Source organism: Blastopirellula marina (genome assembly GCF_002967765.1).
Lineage (GTDB): Bacteria > Planctomycetota > Planctomycetia > Pirellulales > Pirellulaceae > Bremerella > Bremerella marina_A.
Window position 1 is genome coordinate 269479 of the sequence record NZ_PUHY01000006.1, and the last position, 18090, is coordinate 287568.

Consider the following 18090-nt stretch of genomic DNA (forward strand, 5'->3'; position numbering starts at 1 on the left):
TCAGTATAGCGATTTAGGGACGCAACGAAAGCCCTAATGAGGATCGTAGCGTTCCGTTTAACGCTACCAGCAATCTCACGTAAGCCTATAAATAAGAAGGACTTACCGACCATCACGGTGATTGTGGGACAAATCTCGCGCCTCCCGCGGATCGTCCAGCGGCTCTTTATGCGGGTGCAAACTAGGGTCATCCGGCAGCGCAGCCAACTTGCGGCCGCGAGGACGCTCGCGAGCCGGAGATGCCGCTTCTTCACCATCTTCAACCGGATGTCGGAAACCAGACAACAGCGTCAAAAGACACGGCAGGACCACCAACGATGTGAATAGGCAACAGGCCACGCCAATCGTCAGCACACGCCCCAAGCTGGCCAATCCACGATGATCGGCCAGCATCAACGCACCAAACCCGATCATTGTCGTCAGCGAGGTAATGATCACGCCGGTCGCCGTCGAGGCGGTCAACGAATAACCTCGTCCCTGGCGGCGATAGTCATGCACCACGTGCACCCCATCGTCGATCCCGATCCCCAAAATCAGCGGCAGCACAATCATGTTGGCTGGGTTCAACGGAATATCAGCGAACCCTTGAATCCCGAACAGCATTACCATCCCCAACCCAACCGGGGTGAGCGCCAATAACGTGTTCGTCATGCTGCGGAAATCGATTAGCAGGATGATCATCACGGCGATCAGTGAGTAAAGTGCCGCATGGATGTAGCTCAGCTGCATCTGACGCGAGGCGTGAAAGGTCTGCAGTGGCTGACCAGTCACTTTTGGATCGACCGATTCAACCTGGCGAACGAAACCTTCCAAAGCGTCCATATCCCAGATGCTTGCGTTGGGGTAAATCCGTAGCAGCAATTGATTGTTCTTACCGACGAACCGCGTCACCAGTGCTTCTGGCAAGTCTTCAGCGGTCGGCGGATCAGGATTTGAGATCGCTGCCAACGAGTGCAACCACTGTAGCAGTTCCCCCGCCGAGCGCTGCTGAAACTGCGAGATGATCGCGTTGTAGCGAGGCTCTGGCATGCCCCGCAGCAGTTCGCGAATTTGTGACAGACGGCGGTAGGTATGTTGGGCGTCGGGATCATTCGTCGGTAGAAGTCGCTGGGAATCGGCCAACACCTGCCCCAAGTGGGCCGCTGGTGGAATGCTAAGCGTTGGTGTGTTCTCGGGAAGCTGGGCAAGTCGATTATTCAAGTCGCGAATCATGGCCAGCTTGCCCGGCGGACTATCGGGCATCAGCGAAGCAATTTCCTCAACGCGGTTTACGGTAGGCAACGCTTCAAACTTCTTCTTCCGCTCGAGCAACGTCTCGCGATCTTCTGCGATCGACAACGCAAACCACACGCTGCGGTCGGTGTCGTTTAGCAGCTTCTCTTCCCAACGAACGCTATCGAGCCCCTTCGGCTGAAGATTTAACAAGTTGTGGTCGTAACGTAGCTTCGGCGTGCCGATTGCCAATAATCCCACACCAATCAAGGCGACGAACAACGTCACCTTGGGCGTTTTTAACAGTGGCAAGATCCACCAATCAAGGTGCAACGGCTTGGGAAGCTGATGACGATTTCGATGGCGATCGGCCAGGTGAATCGAAGCCGGCAATACCGTCATCGAGGCCAACAAACAGACCAAAAGGCCACCACCGGCGATAATTCCCAGTTCTGCCACGCCCGTGAAATCAGTTAGCGATGCGGTAAAGAATGCCACAGCGGTGGTTAGCCCGCCAGTCACAATACCGGGACCAATATCGCGCGCTGTTTGCACCAACGCGTCGTCGGTCCGGCGATCTTCGGCTTCTTTCAAGTAACGAGCGACGTAGTGCACGCCAAAGTCGATCCCCAAGCCAATCAAAATCACGCCAAAGGAAACGCTGAGGATGTTCAAATGCCCGACAAAGATCGTGGTGAAGCCGACCGACAACGCAATGCCGACCAGCAGTGCGACGACCGCCATCAAAGGATGCCGCAGCCCGCCAAATGCAGCCATAAATAGGAACGCCACTCCGACCAGGCTGATGCCGCTGGCCTTGGTCATGTCGACCTGGCTGCGTTCCATCTCGTCGTTTTCCATCACGGGAAGTCCGGTTAGCCCAAACTTCAGCCCAGGGTACTCGACCTGAAAGCGGTCTAAAATGCGGCGAAGTTCCGCAATGGCTTCCTTACCTTGGGCAAACTCATCTTGGTTCTTTACCAAGCGAAGCAAGATCAAACCTAATTGGCCGTCGTTGGCGAGGAAGTAGTCCGAGTCGATCTGACTCATCGCACTTAACGAATCGCTGGGCGGCACAAGCACAGAACCTTGTGGCTCCCCCTGCCCCATCGCCGCCAACAAGTTGCTGGCCAGGCGATCTAATTGGGCACGGCTTTGTGCGGCCATCATCTGCGCCTGCGGCGAGTCTGGCTGACGCTGCGCGGCCAGCAATTGTTGATTCAAGTTGTAAGCCATTTGGCCAACACCAATCGAATCCCACTGCCCCTGCATCACCGGTCGCAGCCGTTGTAGTTGTTGGTCGATCTTGGTCAGATCGGATTCCGGCAGGAAGTGCAGACCTTTCTCGCGAACTTTGGTTAAACCACGTTCGTGCAGCACGGCATAAAATGATTGATCGTCGGCCGTGAGCTGGGTGTATAGATCTTCCAGCGCCGGCACGATTTCCTCACGCCCGGATCCTTCGATAATGACAACCACATCGTCGTCCGCACCAAACTGGTCGAGGTATTCGCGCCACAGTTGATTGAAGTGACTGTGTTGATTGATCAGATCGAGCCGGCTTGTTTTGAACCCGAGATGGTTCGTCGCGTAGAAGACAGAAGCCCCAGCTGCCACAAACGCAATCAGCAATACCAAGATCGGATAGCGCACGATCAAACGCGTGCCGTACGCCAACGGTTTGGAGAGCAGTGATTTTTCTTCCGTCGTTTCGGTTTGGGGCCGCATTCGCCTAATTTGCTACGCAAGCCCGTTACGGCACGCAGCCACCTTCTTAGAATTCCGATCGAGGCCAAGTGGAGGTCGGGGAATCTTACGCAAACGCCCCGACGGCGCTAAGAGCGAACAATCAACGTAGCAATGCTAGCACGAAAGCTGGCAATTCGAAGGAAGAATCAAGAGGCCCGCAGTGATTCGCCAGCCTACAGCCTTGCAATGGAATGCCCGTTATCCCCCAGACCGAAAGGGGGACGCATCCCATAAAGAAACCTAACCCATTGATCAAAAACAGGTTAGGCATGCGGTGAACAGTAATCGTGTGCGGACTTTAGCCCAACCCAAGCCAACGCGAGATGGATGGCCCGCTGAAGGTATCGAGCGCGGACTTTTCGTCCTTGTGGATCTCGATCACCTTCCCAATCTTCATGATCTGAAAAACTTCCAGAATGTTCCCACTTACGTTGCAGACTTTGAATTTGATCTTGGCTTGTTTGCAGTTCTTATTCAGTAGGATCAGCTTGCCGATCATCGCGGACGACATGTACTCGATGGCCTGGAAATTCAACAACAGCTTCTTGGCGGTCGCCGCTTCCAAAACCAGCTGCTCGAATTCCTTTCCGACGCGATCAATTGCCGTCTCGTCCAGAATCGACGATTGAATGAACTCGGCCACCACGACGTCTTTAACGTCGCGAACTTTCAGATAATGGTATTTGATTGCCATCGGGGGTCGGCTTTCTAGAAATCAGGAAGTCAGGCTTGGATGAAAATACAAAGATTCCCTGTGGGTTTTGATAAGTATTCCCCAGAGACAAGGATGGAGCCAGCCCACTCCAGAATCGTTGATTATCCCAGCCAGGCGTTGGAAATCAAACGATAAACTTCACTCTCCACCCTTTTCCGGCCCGATCGGAGGGGTGCGAAATGCTCGAATCCACAGAATTCCCCCACTCAACGTTGCCGCAAGAGCGCACCCAGCTAAACCCAAATAGGCTGTCTGCAGATCGGTGTTTTCGCCGACCAGGCCAGCTGAAATCGCACCGATACCGTTACCCATCGCAAACGACACTCCGTAGCAAAGACTTCGCCGCGAGCGCGGAGTGTATTTGGCAATCAGACTATTAAACACCGGCTGATGCATGAAGAAGGTCGGAGCCCAGGCCGCGACAAACCACCATTTCCATTCGGGCGAGGCAAAGCTCATCCCAATCAAAAAAGGAATGGTCCCAGCACAGATCAGCATCAATTGCCATTCCAGATGCTTGTGTCGTGCAAAGTAGCCCGCCAGAAACTGTCCGAAGCAGCCTAGAATCAGCGCGCTGGCTGCCCCTACGTTGCCGCCGATCTCGCTGTTCATCTGCCACCCCAATACCGAAGCGTCGGATAGGAAGCGAGGCAGAAAGCTCATTACGCCATGGTAAGAAAGCCCGATACAGCTCGACATCACCAATAGAATACCGAAGCTGGTCCAATCTCCGCGATCGTCGGCATTGGCCCGATCAACGTGCGAGAACACTCGCTCCGGCGATTGCAGTGTGAGATAGACGAACACAAGTCCGACCGAAATCGACATCACAGCTAAGACGCCGTAAAACGCTTGCCACGAGTGACTGACGGACAATACCCCGGCAGCTAGAAGCGGAACGCCACCAATCCCTAGCGAGCCAAACACCCCGTGCCAACCAAGTGTTTTCGGTAAGGTGTCGGGCGTTGTTTCATGCGAAAGAAGCGCCAGGCCGGCGGGGTGATAAATGCTGGCCATCACCCCCATTAAGAACATCGTTACGAACAGCAGATCGAGCCCTGGCAACGTACTTGCCGCGATACACGTTGCTCCGCTGCCAAGTAGGTATAGCGCCAACATTCGCTTGGCTCCAAACCGATCGACCAGCAATCCGGCGATCAGCGCACCAACGCCCCACGGAAACCGCCACACCGTTTGCAGCCAGCCAGTCGTCTTTTGGTTGACGTCATATTCCGTAGCGATCGATTGCTCGACACACGGCAACGAGCCTTCCAGCACATGCACCATCGCATGCGCGGCACAGACCGCCAGGATAAGAATTGCTAAGGTGGTTCCGGCCCGCTTCACGAATGGCTGACCTCAGCGAGTTTCGCGAGTTTCTCTTCCGCCGCACCACTATCGATCGCGTTCTGGGCTAAACGAGCACATTCGCTGAGCGAGTCGTTTTCGCCAATCGTCCACAACGCAGCCGCCGCGTTAATCACTACGATGTCGCGGGCCGAGCCAAGTACGCCCGATAGCACGCCGCGAATCATTGCCGCACTTTCCTCTGGTCCGTCGACCAACATATCTTCTTTACCTTGACGCTCGAGACCGAACTCTTCCGGTTGCCAGACGAGCGGCACCAAGCCATTCCCGGTCGCGATAGTCACATCGGTCGCGTCGCTGATGGTCACCTCGTCCATCCCATCGCGCCCGGTCACAAATACGGCCTTGGTAGTTCCTAACTTTTGCAACGCGCTGGCCAGCAATTCGCGATACTCGGGCTTGCCCACGCCTAGCAGTTGGTAAGGAGCATTTGCCGGATTGCAGAGCGGCCCCAGCAAATTGAAGATCGTTGGAACGCCAAGCTTCTTACGGACTGGAGCGACATGTTTCATCGAGCCATGCATCAGTGGCGCGAAACAGAAACAGATGCCGACGTCAGCGAGCGACTTTTCGATGGTTGCGACGTCGGCTTCGATGTTGACGCCCAGGCGGGCCAAAACATCGGCACTGCCTGATTTGCTGGTCACGCTTCGATTGCCATGTTTGGCTACGGTGACTCCGGCCGCGGCGATAACCAGGGCCGTGGCGGTACTGATATTGAATGTACCACTTCGGTCGCCACCGGTGCCGCAGGTGTCGATGAACTTCTCGCACGGCGCATTGATTTGAATCATGTGGCTTCGCATCGCGGTCGCCGCTCCCGCGATTTCGTCGACCGATGGACCTTTTTCATTGAGGGCCAATAGCAGCGAGCCGATATCATCGTCGGCCCATGTGCCATTCATCATCTGGCCAATGGCGTGCGACATTTCGTCCAAGGATAGGTCATTTCCGGCTTGAACTTTGGCGATGACTTCTGAATGGGACAACCGACTTCTCCCCGCTGAGTGGCAATCAACCTGATACAAACACGCTATTTTAGCCCCCTTTGCCGGTAGGTCCTAGCCACGATCTCTCTGACGTAGCTAGGGGGGATCTGATATAATCGAGGCAGCAGGACGGTTCCCTTCTCATTAGCAGACCTTCAAAACAGGGTATGTCAGGGGCGAGAAGTCAGCACTGTCGCTTCGTTTCGATCTTTTATTCCAGGAAGGCAGGAGGTCCCATCTCGTATGTCACGGAAGGTCATTATCGACTGTGACCCAGGGATCGATGATGCTATTGCGCTCATGATCGCCTTGTTCGATCCACGTTTGGACGTGGTCGCAGTCACCTCAACGGCCGGCAACGTGAACGCCGAACAAGCCTACATTAACTTGCAGGCTCTGATCGAGTTTCTCGATCCCCCTCGGCGTCCGCGGATTGGTATGGGGCCCGGGCCGAGGTCAGCCCCCCCCGTCGATTCCACATTCTTGCATGGCAGCGATGGCCTGGCTGAACTGAACTTGCCAGCAGCCAATCTGCATCAGACGCATCCCGCGGAAAAACTGATCAGCGATCGGGTACGCGAATTCCCCGAAGAGATCACATTGCTCTGCCTTGGGCCCGCCACCAACATTGCCAACTGCCTTCAACGCGATCCAACTTTCGCGTCGCAAGTCGGACAGATTGTCATGATGGGAGGTTCGCTCAACGGGATTGGCAACGTCACGCCGTGTGCGGAATTCAACTGCCACTTCGACGCCGAGAGCGCCCGTCTTGTCTTTCATTCCAAGACCACCAAAACCCTGGTCCCACTCGATGTGACTAACCAGGTAACATTTGGCATCGATCTGTTGGATCATATTCCGAAAGCAGAATCTCGGGCTACGCATATTTTAAATCACATCCTGCCTTTCTCGTTCCGCTCGCATCGTCGGCACTTGGCCCAAGAGGGAATCTCGCTGAACGACGCCGTCGCGCTGGTTGCCCTGCTTCAGCCTGAGCTGTTCGAGGCCGTGCCCATGGCGGGCGATGTCGAAACGCAAGGTGACTTGACGCTAGGTGCCACGATCTTCGATCAACGCACGGTGAAGACCTGGACCAATAACATGGAAGTTATGACCACGGTCGACGCGGCCAGCGTGAAAGATTCAATCCTCCGCGGAATCATCTTGGCAGCGAAAGAAACGGCGACATAGGGAATCGTTAGCCTGGACACGGCAGGCTCTGCGTTTATCGCAATCATAGATTTCAATCGACGGGGCGTTCGAAGGATTATTAATGACGTCCCCACGCAATGAGCAAGCAAATACCGTCCAGAAACAACCTCAAATAGGTCTATTGGGTGCCGCCGCGATTGGCGTCGGCGGCATGGTAGGCGGAGGAATCTTCGCCGTCCTCGGAACGGCCGTCTCGCTGGCCGGAGGTGGTACACCGGTCGCGTTTTTGATCGCCGGTATCATTGCCTTGCTAACCTCCTATTCCTACGCACGCCTATCGGTCACGTTCCCATCGGCGGGTGGAACGCTAGTGTTTCTAGACCGAGCGTTTGGTGTCAATCTTTTAACCGGCACTTTGAACACAACGTTGTGGCTCAGCTATCTGGTGACCATCGCGTTATATGCCGCAGCGTTTGGTTCCTATGCCGCAACGTTTTTCACCGATTCTTCTACGCTCGTAAAACAGCTCTTTGCCAGTCTCGCAATTCTTTTGCCGGCGGTCATCAATCTGTTAAATTCCGACATCATCAGTAAGTCGGAAACGATTATTGTCGTCATCAAGCTTTCTTTACTGGCGCTGGTCATCGCTGCTGGAATTCCTCATGTCGAAGCCGCGCGGCTGGAGATTTCAACTTGGGCCGATCCGTTATCGCTGGTCATGGGAGGCATGGTCATCTTCGTGGCGTATGAAGGTTTTGAACTAATCGCCAACGCGGCTGAAGATGTCAAAAATCCTGTTCGGACGCTTCCTCGAGCTTACTTGGGATGTGTCGTCTTCGTGGTGCTGCTATAAGTTTTAGTTTCGATCGTTACCGTTGGTTCGGTCAGCCAAGCGACGATCGCCGAAGCGAAAGATTATGCTCTCGCCGCTGCCGCTAAACCGTCACTGGGGCATTTCGGATTCGTGCTTGTTTCGATCTCCGCTTTGCTGGCCACGTTTTCCGCCATTAATGCGACGATCTACGGCAACGCGCGACTGGGCTTTTCGTTGGCGAAAGATGGTGACCTGCCAGAATTCCTCGAAAGTCGCGTGTGGAGTCGCCCGGTGGCAGGAGTGCTTTTGACGACGGTGCTATCGTTGCTGCTGGTCAATTTGATCGACCTGCAAGCGATTGCCATTCTCGGTAGTGCCGGATTCCTCGTCCTGTTTGCTTTCGTCAATCTGGCCGCCTTTCGCTTGGCGGACGAAACGAAATCGAATCGCTGGGTCGTTGGACTTGCGGCGTTGGCATGTACCCTGGCTCTCGGAGCGTTGCTTCTCAATACCTACCAAACGGATCCTCGCGCACTGTTTGTATTCGGCGGTCTCTTGGCATCGGCCACCGTTTTTGAAATGATTTATCCTCGCTTGTCCGGTCGCCCCGAGCGTACGCTTCATCGGAAATTTCCAGCGTCGCAGCAATCCCCTGAAGATAGGACAACATGACGGGAACATGAGTCAACTCCCCGCGAGTCTCTTGAAGTATCTAGCCGATTCCGAACTAACGCTCATTCGATGGGACGGCTCAACCAGTATGCTGACGTTTCAATTGATCAAAGAGATCGGTGAAGAGAAAGGAACGTTGATGTTTCATGATGTTAGTTACGTCGACGTACTACCAAGTTTCTCGCTAGAATCAATCGAAGTAGAACGCGATCAGGACAAGTCAACCTATCGACTGCACGAGTCGTGGGGAGCCCTCTATCGCGTGGTTGCTCGCGAATTGACGTACGAAATAAATGGATAGCTATCCGCCGCGATTGCTTATCACGCCTTGATCCACGACGGTATCTTACGAAAGGCAAACCTTGATGCCTGAGCTGCGATCGAAGGTGACAGGTGCGGTGTTGGGATGTGCCGTCGGCGATGCGATGGGGGCCCCGTTTGAAGGTCTGTGGGGTGATTCCATTCCGACTCGGGATTCGCTTCTGGACGACTACCATCTTTACGATGGCTACCCGAGCGGCCAATTCACCGATGACACGCAGCTCACCGTCGCGACCGTTGAATCGATCGTGCGTCTGCAAGGAATCGACCTTTACGATATTGCCACGCGGATTGCTCAGCTGTGGCACAACCACGCCGTCATCGGCCCAGGTGGCGCTTGCACCCATGCGGCAGAAACCTTCCTGATAACCGCCGACTGGTCGACTATGGGTGCTCCGATTGGGCAAGCTGGAAACGGTACCGCGATGCGAACTGCCGTACTTGGCCTGTGGTACCGTGATCGCCCGGAAGCCCTGGCGGAAGAGGTCGCCGACATTTCGCGATTGACGCATCAAGACCCTCGTAGCGTCGCGGGTGGTGTGGCGATTGCGGAAGCAGCCAGACTGCTTTCAGATGATCAGTTTGTATTTGAACCGACTTCGTTCTGCGAGGCGATTTCAGCACGTTGCTGGGAGATCGAAAAAGGGTTCGCTCAGCAGATTCGTGACCTATCCTTAATTGCGGAATCGCATGACGCCGTTCAACAAATTGCTTTCGCCGGCCAATCAAATCCTGAGTTCGATCGGCCGATTATCACTCCCTACGTCGTTCCGACCGTCCTTGCCTCGCTTTACTGCGTAATCAAGCATCCCGATTCGTGGAGCGATGCCGTGACTACCGCGATTCGCCTTGGGGGAGACGTTGATACCTTGGGAGCAATCATCGGAGCACTCTCCGGAGCTCGGTTAGGTGAAGAAGCGATCCCGAAACACTTGCTGGCCAATGTACAGCGATCAAAAGCACTACGTCTGCTTGCCGCCAAATACCATGCAGCGATTGCTAACTCGGCATGAAGGTAAAGAACCATGGCAGAATTCATCAAGTTCGTGCTCAGCAACTTTACGCTTACCTTCTTGGTCATTGGCTTTGTCGCGACGATGATCGCCTTGCTATTGCGACCTCGACCTTGGAACTCTGCGGTGGTCGTCGAAGAACTGTTGGCTTGGTTTCTGTTCTTCTCGATCGGGGTCTCATTCTTCTACAACTTCGTGATGCACGTCTTCTTTGGGGAGATGAGCGCTCGCTTTATTGGCTGGCAGCAAAGCCCCTTTCAAGCGGAGGTGGGCACAGCGAGCTTAGGCTACGCAGTCGTTGGCTTCCTGGCATTTCGCGCGAGCCTGGGAATGCGACTGCTGGCGATTGTGGGGCCTTCCTGTTTTTTGCTCGGCGCGGCGGTGGGGCACATCGTGCAGATGATCGAGACCCACAACTTCGCCCCCGGCAACGCAGGCATCATCTTCTATACCGACATCGGGCTTCCCATCCTTGGCTTTGTATTGCTGGGCCTTCAGTACCGCTTAGGGCGGCCTGGTAAACCGTCGAAAGAGATCCCTAATCCAACTTCAGATAGCGGCCTGTAACCTCAGCCCGGCTTACCGCATCTAAGCCTTATCGCCGTTTCGTTCCCCTCTGCCCGTCCTCCTCTTAGACGTGGGGAACTCATCAACGCGCGATGATCAAGGCAAAGTTATTCGTTATCGCCAGAACTCTATCTTGGCGACTTCAGACGGATACCCGAAGTTGAACCAGAGGGTGGGTTGTGGTGTCTGACCTCGATATGCTTTGCTAACTAAGTAGTGGACTACCGCGCTGGCGTGTTGGTGGTAACACGCGGAACTTAAGAGAAACAGGCCCCGATATGTCCGAGCATTCGACGACGCAAGCCGTTGAATTAGAACGCGTCCCACACAATATCACCGAGAACGAAGCTGGCATCAGCACATCGTTGACGATTCTGTGCGCAGCGACGGTTGGCGTTGTCGTTGGAAATCTTTACTACGCTCAACCTCTGCTACCGATCATTGCTCAGGACCTCGGCCTAACCGAAGCTCAAGTCGGCGGTGCGGCGTCTCTAGGTATGCTCGCCCAAACCTTCGGAATGTTTTTCCTGCTTCCGCTGGGCGATGTTTATAATCGTCGCCCGTTCATTCTGGCCTCAATCGCCGCTTCGGTCCTCGCACTTTTGGCGGTTTCCTTCTCCGATGGCATTGTTTGGTTTTCGGTGGCCTGCTTTGCGGTGGGTATCTCAACGTTCGGCACGCACATGACGATTTCGCTGGCCGCAAGTCTCGCCCATCCACAAAAACGGGGGCAAGTTGTGGGCACTGTGTTTGGTGGTCTCCTTACCGGGTTACTCCTATCCCGCACGATCAGCGGTGTGCTGGGCTCGGCTTGGGGTTGGCGGCCGGTTTATTACTTTGGCGCTTCGGTGCTGACGGTTTTGTTCTTCTTGCTGTATGTCAAACTTCCGAACTCGATCCCGCAGTCGCAGATGTCATATCCTCGGCTGCTATGGTCGATGGTTGATTTGCTGCGTGCCCAGCCGATCTTGCGTCTCTCGTGTGCGTACGGAGCCGCCGCATTCGCTTCGTTCAACGCGTTTTGGGTAACGCTGGCCTTTCATCTGGAACAACCACCACTCGAACAAGGCAGCGATGTCGTCGGCATGCTGGGGCTGTTAGGCGTCGTAGGCGCTTTGATCGCTGGTCCGGTGGGAAAGCTGGCCGATTCGTATGGTCCGCAACGAATCTTATTCAGCTCGATGGTGCTAACGTTCGTCTCATTCGCGATCTTCGGATTCGGCGCCACATCGTTGTGGGCGATCTCGTTCGGTGTGATCGTGATGGACCTCGGCATTCAAGCCACCCAGGTCAGCAACCAGGCTCAGATCTACAGCTTGATCCCCGAAGCTAGAAACCGCCTTGGAACGATCTATATCGTCATTTACTTCCTCGGCGGTAGCATCGGCTCGGCGGTCGGGGTCTGGGCGTGGAGCGAATTCGGTTGGACCGGCGTCTGCGTTAGTGGCGGTGCGTTCATGGGCTTGGCCCTTTTGGTTTACCTTGGGCAGTGGATCTACGGCCGAGGGAAAGTGCCGATTACGAACTAGGCTAACTAGTCCTCAAACTGCTTGCGGGCGGCAAGGCGAACGGTCTTTTCGACGAATTTGCCATCGCGGAAGATTTCGACGCGAATGTCTTCGTCCAGCGGGCAGAGGCTGACGATGTTGATCAATTGTAAATCGTCTTCCACTTCCTGACCGTAGAACTTGGTGATCACGTCGCCCACTTCAATCATGGCTGCCTCTGCTGGCGAGCCTGGCGTGATGCCGCTCACCTTGGCTCCGCGAGCACGGAACAGGCCAATCTTGTTCGCGGCAGCTGCATCGAAATCAGCGTCCATTCGTACTCCAAAGAAAGCACGAGCTACCTGACCGTTCTCAAGCAGTTGTTCAGCAACACCTAGTGCTGCGTGAATCGGAATGGCGAATCCGATCCCATCGTTGCCGCCTGAGTTGCTGGCGATCGCCGTGTTCAGACCAACCACTTCACCCCGCAAATTGAACAGCGGGCCACCACTGTTCCCCGGATTGATGGCCGCATCGGTTTGAAAGAAATTCTGCAGCTTCAATCCTTGTCGGCCAAGCTGCAGGTTGCGTCGCCCCACCGCGCTAATGATGCCGTAGGTTACCGTTTGGCTCAATCCGAAGGGACTTCCGACGGCGAATACCTTTTCACCCACTTCGACTTCCGAGCTGTCGCCGACTTCGGCCGGAATCAACCGATCGGACTCGACTTCCACCACGGCCACGTCGGTATCACGATCGGTAAGGACACGTTTCGCTTTGATCACCCGTCCGTCTTCCAGGTAAATCTTGATCCGTTCCAGCGGCGCCTGGTTGATGACATGTCGATTGGTCAGCACGAAGAAACTGGTGCCTTGCTGGAAAACGATCCCTGCTCCCGCTTCATCGACTTGGCTGCTCGAAGCATAGCCCGAGTTGTTGGCGGTGGTCGTTTCGATATGAACAACCGAAGGGCGAACGAATTTGACAACATTCTTTAGATGATTAAGCTCGCGCTGCAGGAAGTCGGCTTCCGCCAAGATCTCTTGCCGCATTTCCGCCCGATCCATCTGGGTTGTGGCCATGTCTTGGCCGAGGGAGATCGAGCCGCAGAGTAACAACAGCGTAAGAGTTACGAGAGTTCGCATAGCATCAACACCATAACCGGGGGGAGATTTGAGATGCCGTTCGTCATGAACAACACCACACCAGTTAGATCGTGCTAGCAGTCTGGCTGAGAAAAGAAAAACGGGACGAGTTTGATCTCGTCCCGTGGAAAGTATACCGATTGTGCCGGATATGTGTCAGTTGACGGCCTGGGTATCATCCGTCTGAGCCCAACTGACTCCATCCGGACCAAGTTCTTCCAGTTCACGCTGGCATTTGATGCACAACGTCGCATAAGGAAGGGCCTGAAGACGTGCGATCGGAATGGTGGTATTGCAACCTTCGCATTCGCCGTACTTACCTTCTTTGATTCGCTCGAGAGCTGTGTCGATACTGGCCAACTCGCGGCTTTCGACTTCGGCCAATTGCGAACTAAGTTCGTCCTGGACTGAATCGAGTGCAAAGTCGACCACGTCGCCCGAGGTCTGCTCGAGCTCTTTCAACAGACTCAAGTCCCCGGCGAGTGCCTTGCGCAAGGCATCACGACGGCGGAGCAGAATCTCCTTGATCTTGCTGATGAACTCGTCTCTTGAACGTGCCATGATGTCACCTTGGGAGCAGGAAAGTCGTATTTTTAGCGATTCGTTTCGCCCCTGCCTAGTATTTAAATGGAATGCAAAGCACACGATTCTCTTCGTGCCTTTGCCCCCCTGAATGGCGGGCAAACCTTTCTTCTCATTGACGTAACGAAACTATAGTACGCCGATGGAACAGTATTCGGAAAATTTTTCCGCAGTTTCACGTTCTCAAGTTGACTCCTGGAAAATCGGCTAACCCTTTCCTGGGAATCATCTTAAGAAGCTATTCGATCAGGTATTAGGTCTCTCTTAGTTCTACGTCCGCCAGGCCTATTTTGATCTTGAGACACTTTCCAGTTTGAAAAATTCTCTTCCACGACTCCAAACGACCGCTGCGGCAGGCAATCGGATGATCGACATTTTCCGCTGAAAAGCCTATCGAAATTGCCTATTTAAGCGCTTTTTAACCATCGAAATCTCCCTCTTCTTGGTTTTTGACCAGACGCTTGCCGTGACCTATATGCCTTAGTTAGTTACGTACTTACGTCGATATCTGCGCAAATTTGTTTGTTTCGCCGATCCCTGCCGGTCAATGCCCCCGCTCCTGAAACGAAACCATGGTCAAGAACACCGCCGCACCAACTACGAAGAAAGCTTCCAAGCTCCTGGGCCAAGCTGCTACGCCGTTGGTTTTGAAAGTCGAAGGAACTGAGCGCGATGGTCAGATCATCCGTGTTCATTCCGCCAAATGCCTGGTCGGCTCTGGGGCTAACTGCCAGTTGCGGCTCATTGCGGCTGACGTCTTGCCGAAGCACTGTGTGATCTACCGCGGCGAAAGTGGCATGGTCGTCAAATCATGGACGCGTGACACCCGGATCAACGGCAGCACGATTTCCGAAGCGTGGCTACGGATTGGTGATCACTTGAGCCTGGGCAGTTTGAGCTTTGAAGTCTTGGCCGATCAGCCAAACGATTCTGCCCCACCCAGTCGTTCACCTGCCGAACTCCATCAAGAAAACCGACAACAACGCCGCCGCTCGAATCGTCGCATCCGTAACCTTTTAAATGTGGTTCGTCAGCAGAAGACAAGCTTTAGTAGCCTGCAAGCCAAGTTGGACGAAACGCAGAAGTTGGTCGACTCGCTCCTCGCACGCGAAGTCGAAACCCCGCAACCATCGCAGGAGTCGCGGCAGGAACTGCGCGAGCTTCAAAGTGAACTTCGCAAGAAAAAGAACCAACGGGTTCGCAACGTCGTGAATCATGTTCGCGACCTTGTCCGTAGCAATCAGCAGCTCCAAGCGGAACTTCGCGAACAACTCGAGGTCAAGCAAAACCATCTCAATGAAGTTCGTCAGGAACTGAACACAACGGCCGCCGAGACCGAGGCGGAACGTTCCCAGCGACGTCTGCTCGAAGCGGATCTTCGCGAAACCGAAGCGACCGTCACTCACCTGAAGGAACAGGCCAGCGAACTTCAGTCGCGAGCCGATCTCTTGCGTGAGCGGTGGCAATCGGCACGCTACAACGGGCGGTCACGCGTCAAGACGATCTTGTCCCATCTCCGTAACGTTCGACAGCACCTATCATCCCTCGATTCGAACGACGACGAACTCGATTCGCAAGATTCCGAGCCGTTGGCCGAATTGCGTCTCGCCTATGAGGATGCCCTGCGGGAACTGCAAGATCACCGCAATTCGCTGAAAGATACCGAAAGCGAATTGGCCTGGTCACAGGAAGAACTGACCCAAAGTCAACAGCAAGCAGAAGAACTCACCAGCAAGATTCGCGAGCTGGAAGAAGCCCTTTCCTCGACACGTTCGCAGCAAGCAGAAATGGCCGCGGCATTGGCTGCGACGCCAGCACCCCCGCAGCCCGATCCGGCTCAAGCGGAAGAGCTTTCGCAACTTCAATCCCAGCTCCTCAGCCAGAAGGAACTGGGCGACCAGTTGCAACAGCAGTTGGCGGAACTGCAAGAGCTCAATCGCGAACTTCAAGAAAGCATTGCCGAGCGGCAAGCGAACGAAGCAGAGTTGAAGCAACAACTTGAAGAAGCACGCCAGGCATCGCTCAATTTGCGCCAGCAGTTGGAAGAAAGCCAACACGCCGCAGCTGCCTATGAAGAGGAAGAGCAATCGGCGATGGATCACCTGCGTACGATGGGCATTCTGCGCGAAACCGCTATGGAAGAAGAGACCTGGGAATCGTCGTCCGACGTAGTCGAAGAGGAACTCGTAGAAACGGAACCACCGTCCGAAGAGGCTTACCAATCGGAAATTCCACAGTATGAAGAACCGGCGTCCCCATCGAGCACTGGGCTGACGAGCTTCCCGAACTTTAAGTTCGACGACGAAGAACTAGCCGCAGAGCCGAGCAGTTCGTATGAGGAATCACCGTTTCAGGCCGATAGCGCCGAAACACCTACTGATCACGATCCGCACGCCGATGACAAGGAAGCGATCGACTCGTACATGCAAAACCTGCTGCAGAGGATGCGTGCGAAGCAGGGTGTGACCGAACCAGCACCGCAACCGGTCGCGAAACCAACCTCCTGTCCGATCACCCCGAAACCGCATGTCGAGGCGGTCGAGGAAGTCGTGACCCCGATCACGCACGAAGAATTCGTGCCGTCTCGCTTCGCCCCGGAACAAACGTCCGACATTCGTAAGCTCCGCGAGCTCGCCAACGAGACCGCTAAGGCGGCTATCGACTCCGCGACGCTCAATCGCTGGGAATCGCTGTGCAAATCGAAGCTGGCCGTTTCGATCCTCGCCTTGTTGGCTGGCTTCACGTTGAACTACTTTTCCTCCAGCTACCTCAGCATTCAATTCGCCGGGGCCTGCCTCGCTTACGTGGTGACGGTGTTCTGGTGGCTTCAATCCGCTGTGATTTATCAGCACGTGAAGGCCAACCGCAAAGAGCGACTTGATAAGCGGTTCCAAGATGAAATCATCACGCCGCACGGCTTAGCTGTTCACGCGGAAACACAGGGCGAACTCCCTGTCGAAGACTAACGCACGCTTAGGTGCCGCGGACGTTGCCAAACCATTCGATCTGACGCCGATGACAGAGCGTCAGACCATGCTCTTTAGCCCACGGCTCCAGCCACTCGCCGATCGCTTCAAGTTGATTCAGCTCGATCCCTTGCGGCATCAAGAAGACACGTTCACGCTCGACACCAGGTAACATTCCTAGGTACGCAAGCACTTCATCGCAATCGGCCTGGCGATCGATTACAAACTTGAGCTGGTAAGGAAACTCGTCCAACAGCCGCCGCACGACATCGATTTGCTGTCGGGTTTGCTCATGACGCCGATGCCAGCGTGGATTGGCCTCGGCATCAGGGGCCGAGTTCGAGAGCTTCGGACTGATCGACATCAAATCGCAGATCAGCGGCAGGTACAACGTACCGGCCGTTTCAACTGTGATATGGCGGCCTGACTTGCGAATGCCTTCGCACAGTGGAATCAGCTCCGAAAACAACATCGGCTCCCCCCCAGTCAGTACGACTTTTGGCACGTCCAGAAGTTCGATTCGTCCGAGAATCTCGGCCACCGAAAGATCTTCCCCTTCCGGATTCCACGAGGCATGCGGCGTATCGCAGAACCAACAGCGCAGATTGCACCCGCTGGCCCGCACAAACGTGCTTGGCTCACCGGTCAGAAGGCCTTCGCCTTGAATCGAGGGATAGATTTCAGCAATGCGCACAGAGAACTACCTGAGAGCCCATCGGCGGGGATCGCAACCTTGGACGGCTAAAGGGCCCAGGCGGATAGACCAAACTTCTAAGAAACAGGTTCAGGCCAGTTTTGTCGAGATGCCTAAACCGTTCGGCTATCCGCATTTCGGTCGCCACAACCGTCTCGCTGAGCTCCGTTCCTGGCCTAGCCATAAGGACCGGGACAGCCCAAAATAACAGTTTACCATCAAGCAAGGAGTTACGGACCGTGCCAGAAGACTTTCGTGCAATTCTCGAAACCTTCGAGAATCAACACCCGCAGCGAGATTACGAGATCGAGATCAGCGTTCCTGAGTTCACTTCGGTTTGCCCAAAGACCGGTCAGCCTGACTTCGGCACCATCACGATCACCTACATCCCGGAATCGCTGTGCGTGGAGTTGAAAAGCCTGAAAATGTATATGCAGGCCTTCCGCAACCAGGGAATCTTCTACGAAAACGTCACCAACGAAATCTTGAACGACCTGGTCTCGGCCATGCAGCCTCGCTGGATGCAAGTTCGTGCCGAGTTCACCCCGCGCGGTGGGATCAGCTCGACGATCACAGTCGAACATTACAACGAAACGCCCCCGGATGAGTTGACGGTCATCTAATATCTCAACGAAGCGACGTAA

General features: G+C 54.8%; 14 protein-coding genes and 1 pseudogene. 8 read left to right on the forward strand and 7 right to left on the reverse strand.

Annotated elements, in window-relative coordinates; all coding sequences use genetic code 11:
* Positions 1 to 102: 102 nt before the first annotated feature.
* From C5Y83_RS09110 to trpD, 4 genes are all read right to left on the reverse strand, one after another.
* Entirely contained in the window at positions 103 to 2940 is a 2838-nt protein-coding gene (locus C5Y83_RS09110) for an MMPL family transporter (RefSeq protein WP_105329363.1), read from the reverse strand.
* A gap of 319 nt (positions 2941 to 3259) precedes the next feature.
* Positions 3260 to 3655, reverse strand: a complete 396-nt coding sequence (locus C5Y83_RS09115) for an STAS domain-containing protein (protein WP_105329364.1) — start codon at positions 3653 to 3655, stop codon at positions 3260 to 3262.
* Positions 3656 to 3814: 159 nt separating this feature from the next.
* Positions 3815 to 5023 carry an MFS transporter gene (locus C5Y83_RS09120; RefSeq protein ID WP_105329365.1) on the reverse strand — a complete coding sequence of 403 codons (1209 nt, stop codon included), beginning with the start codon at positions 5021 to 5023 and terminating at the stop codon, positions 3815 to 3817.
* Positions 5020 to 6033 (reverse strand): anthranilate phosphoribosyltransferase, encoded by a 1014-nt coding sequence (trpD, locus tag C5Y83_RS09125; protein WP_105329366.1) that lies wholly within the window; start codon positions 6031 to 6033, stop codon positions 5020 to 5022. Before trpD ends, C5Y83_RS09120 begins: the two co-directional genes overlap by 4 nt.
* Positions 6034 to 6276: 243 nt before the next feature.
* Here trpD and C5Y83_RS09130 point away from each other — a divergent pair, with 243 nt between their 5' ends.
* The 6 genes and pseudogenes from C5Y83_RS09130 (at position 6277) to C5Y83_RS09155 (ending at position 12101) form a co-directional block, all read left to right on the forward strand.
* Positions 6277 to 7224 (forward strand): nucleoside hydrolase, encoded by a 948-nt coding sequence (locus tag C5Y83_RS09130; protein WP_105329367.1) that lies wholly within the window; start codon positions 6277 to 6279, stop codon positions 7222 to 7224.
* A gap of 82 nt (positions 7225 to 7306) precedes the next feature.
* Positions 7307 to 8671: pseudogene (locus tag C5Y83_RS29815) on the forward strand (APC family permease).
* Between the two features lie 7 nt (positions 8672 to 8678).
* Positions 8679 to 8972, forward strand: a complete 294-nt coding sequence (locus tag C5Y83_RS09140) for a hypothetical protein (protein WP_105329368.1) — start codon at positions 8679 to 8681, stop codon at positions 8970 to 8972.
* 64 nt (positions 8973 to 9036) lie between these two features.
* Positions 9037 to 10005 (forward strand): ADP-ribosylglycohydrolase family protein, encoded by a 969-nt coding sequence (locus C5Y83_RS09145; protein WP_105329369.1) that lies wholly within the window; start codon positions 9037 to 9039, stop codon positions 10003 to 10005.
* A 12-nt stretch (positions 10006 to 10017) separates the two neighbouring features.
* Entirely contained in the window at positions 10018 to 10572 is a 555-nt protein-coding gene (locus C5Y83_RS09150) for a DUF6790 family protein (RefSeq protein WP_105329370.1), read from the forward strand.
* Positions 10573 to 10850: 278 nt separating this feature from the next.
* Positions 10851 to 12101: an MFS transporter gene (locus C5Y83_RS09155; protein ID WP_105329371.1), complete on the forward strand. Its 1251-nt coding sequence runs from the start codon at positions 10851 to 10853 to the stop codon at positions 12099 to 12101.
* 5 nt (positions 12102 to 12106) lie between these two features.
* Here the strand turns inward: C5Y83_RS09155 and C5Y83_RS09160 are convergent, their stop codons facing one another.
* On the reverse strand, positions 12107 to 13204 hold the full coding sequence (locus tag C5Y83_RS09160) for a S1C family serine protease (RefSeq protein WP_105329372.1): 1098 nt from the start codon (positions 13202 to 13204) through the stop codon (positions 12107 to 12109).
* A gap of 156 nt (positions 13205 to 13360) precedes the next feature.
* Positions 13361 to 13765: a TraR/DksA family transcriptional regulator gene (locus tag C5Y83_RS09165; protein WP_105329373.1), complete on the reverse strand. Its 405-nt coding sequence runs from the start codon at positions 13763 to 13765 to the stop codon at positions 13361 to 13363.
* Positions 13766 to 14358: 593 nt separating this feature from the next.
* On the opposite strand from C5Y83_RS09165, the gene C5Y83_RS09170 reads away from it, so the two are divergent.
* Complete coding sequence (locus C5Y83_RS09170) at positions 14359 to 16752, forward strand: FHA domain-containing protein (protein WP_105329374.1); 2394 nt, start codon at positions 14359 to 14361, stop codon at positions 16750 to 16752.
* 7 nt (positions 16753 to 16759) lie between these two features.
* Here C5Y83_RS09170 and C5Y83_RS09175 read toward each other — a convergent pair whose 3' ends face one another.
* A complete protein-coding gene (locus C5Y83_RS09175; RefSeq protein WP_105329375.1) occupies positions 16760 to 17446 on the reverse strand; it encodes a 7-carboxy-7-deazaguanine synthase QueE in 687 nt (228 codons plus the stop codon).
* Between the two features lie 239 nt (positions 17447 to 17685).
* Here C5Y83_RS09175 and queF point away from each other — a divergent pair, with 239 nt between their 5' ends.
* On the forward strand, positions 17686 to 18069 hold the full coding sequence (gene queF / locus C5Y83_RS09180) for a preQ(1) synthase (RefSeq protein ID WP_214608615.1): 384 nt from the start codon (positions 17686 to 17688) through the stop codon (positions 18067 to 18069).
* Positions 18070 to 18090: the final 21 nt, after the last annotated feature.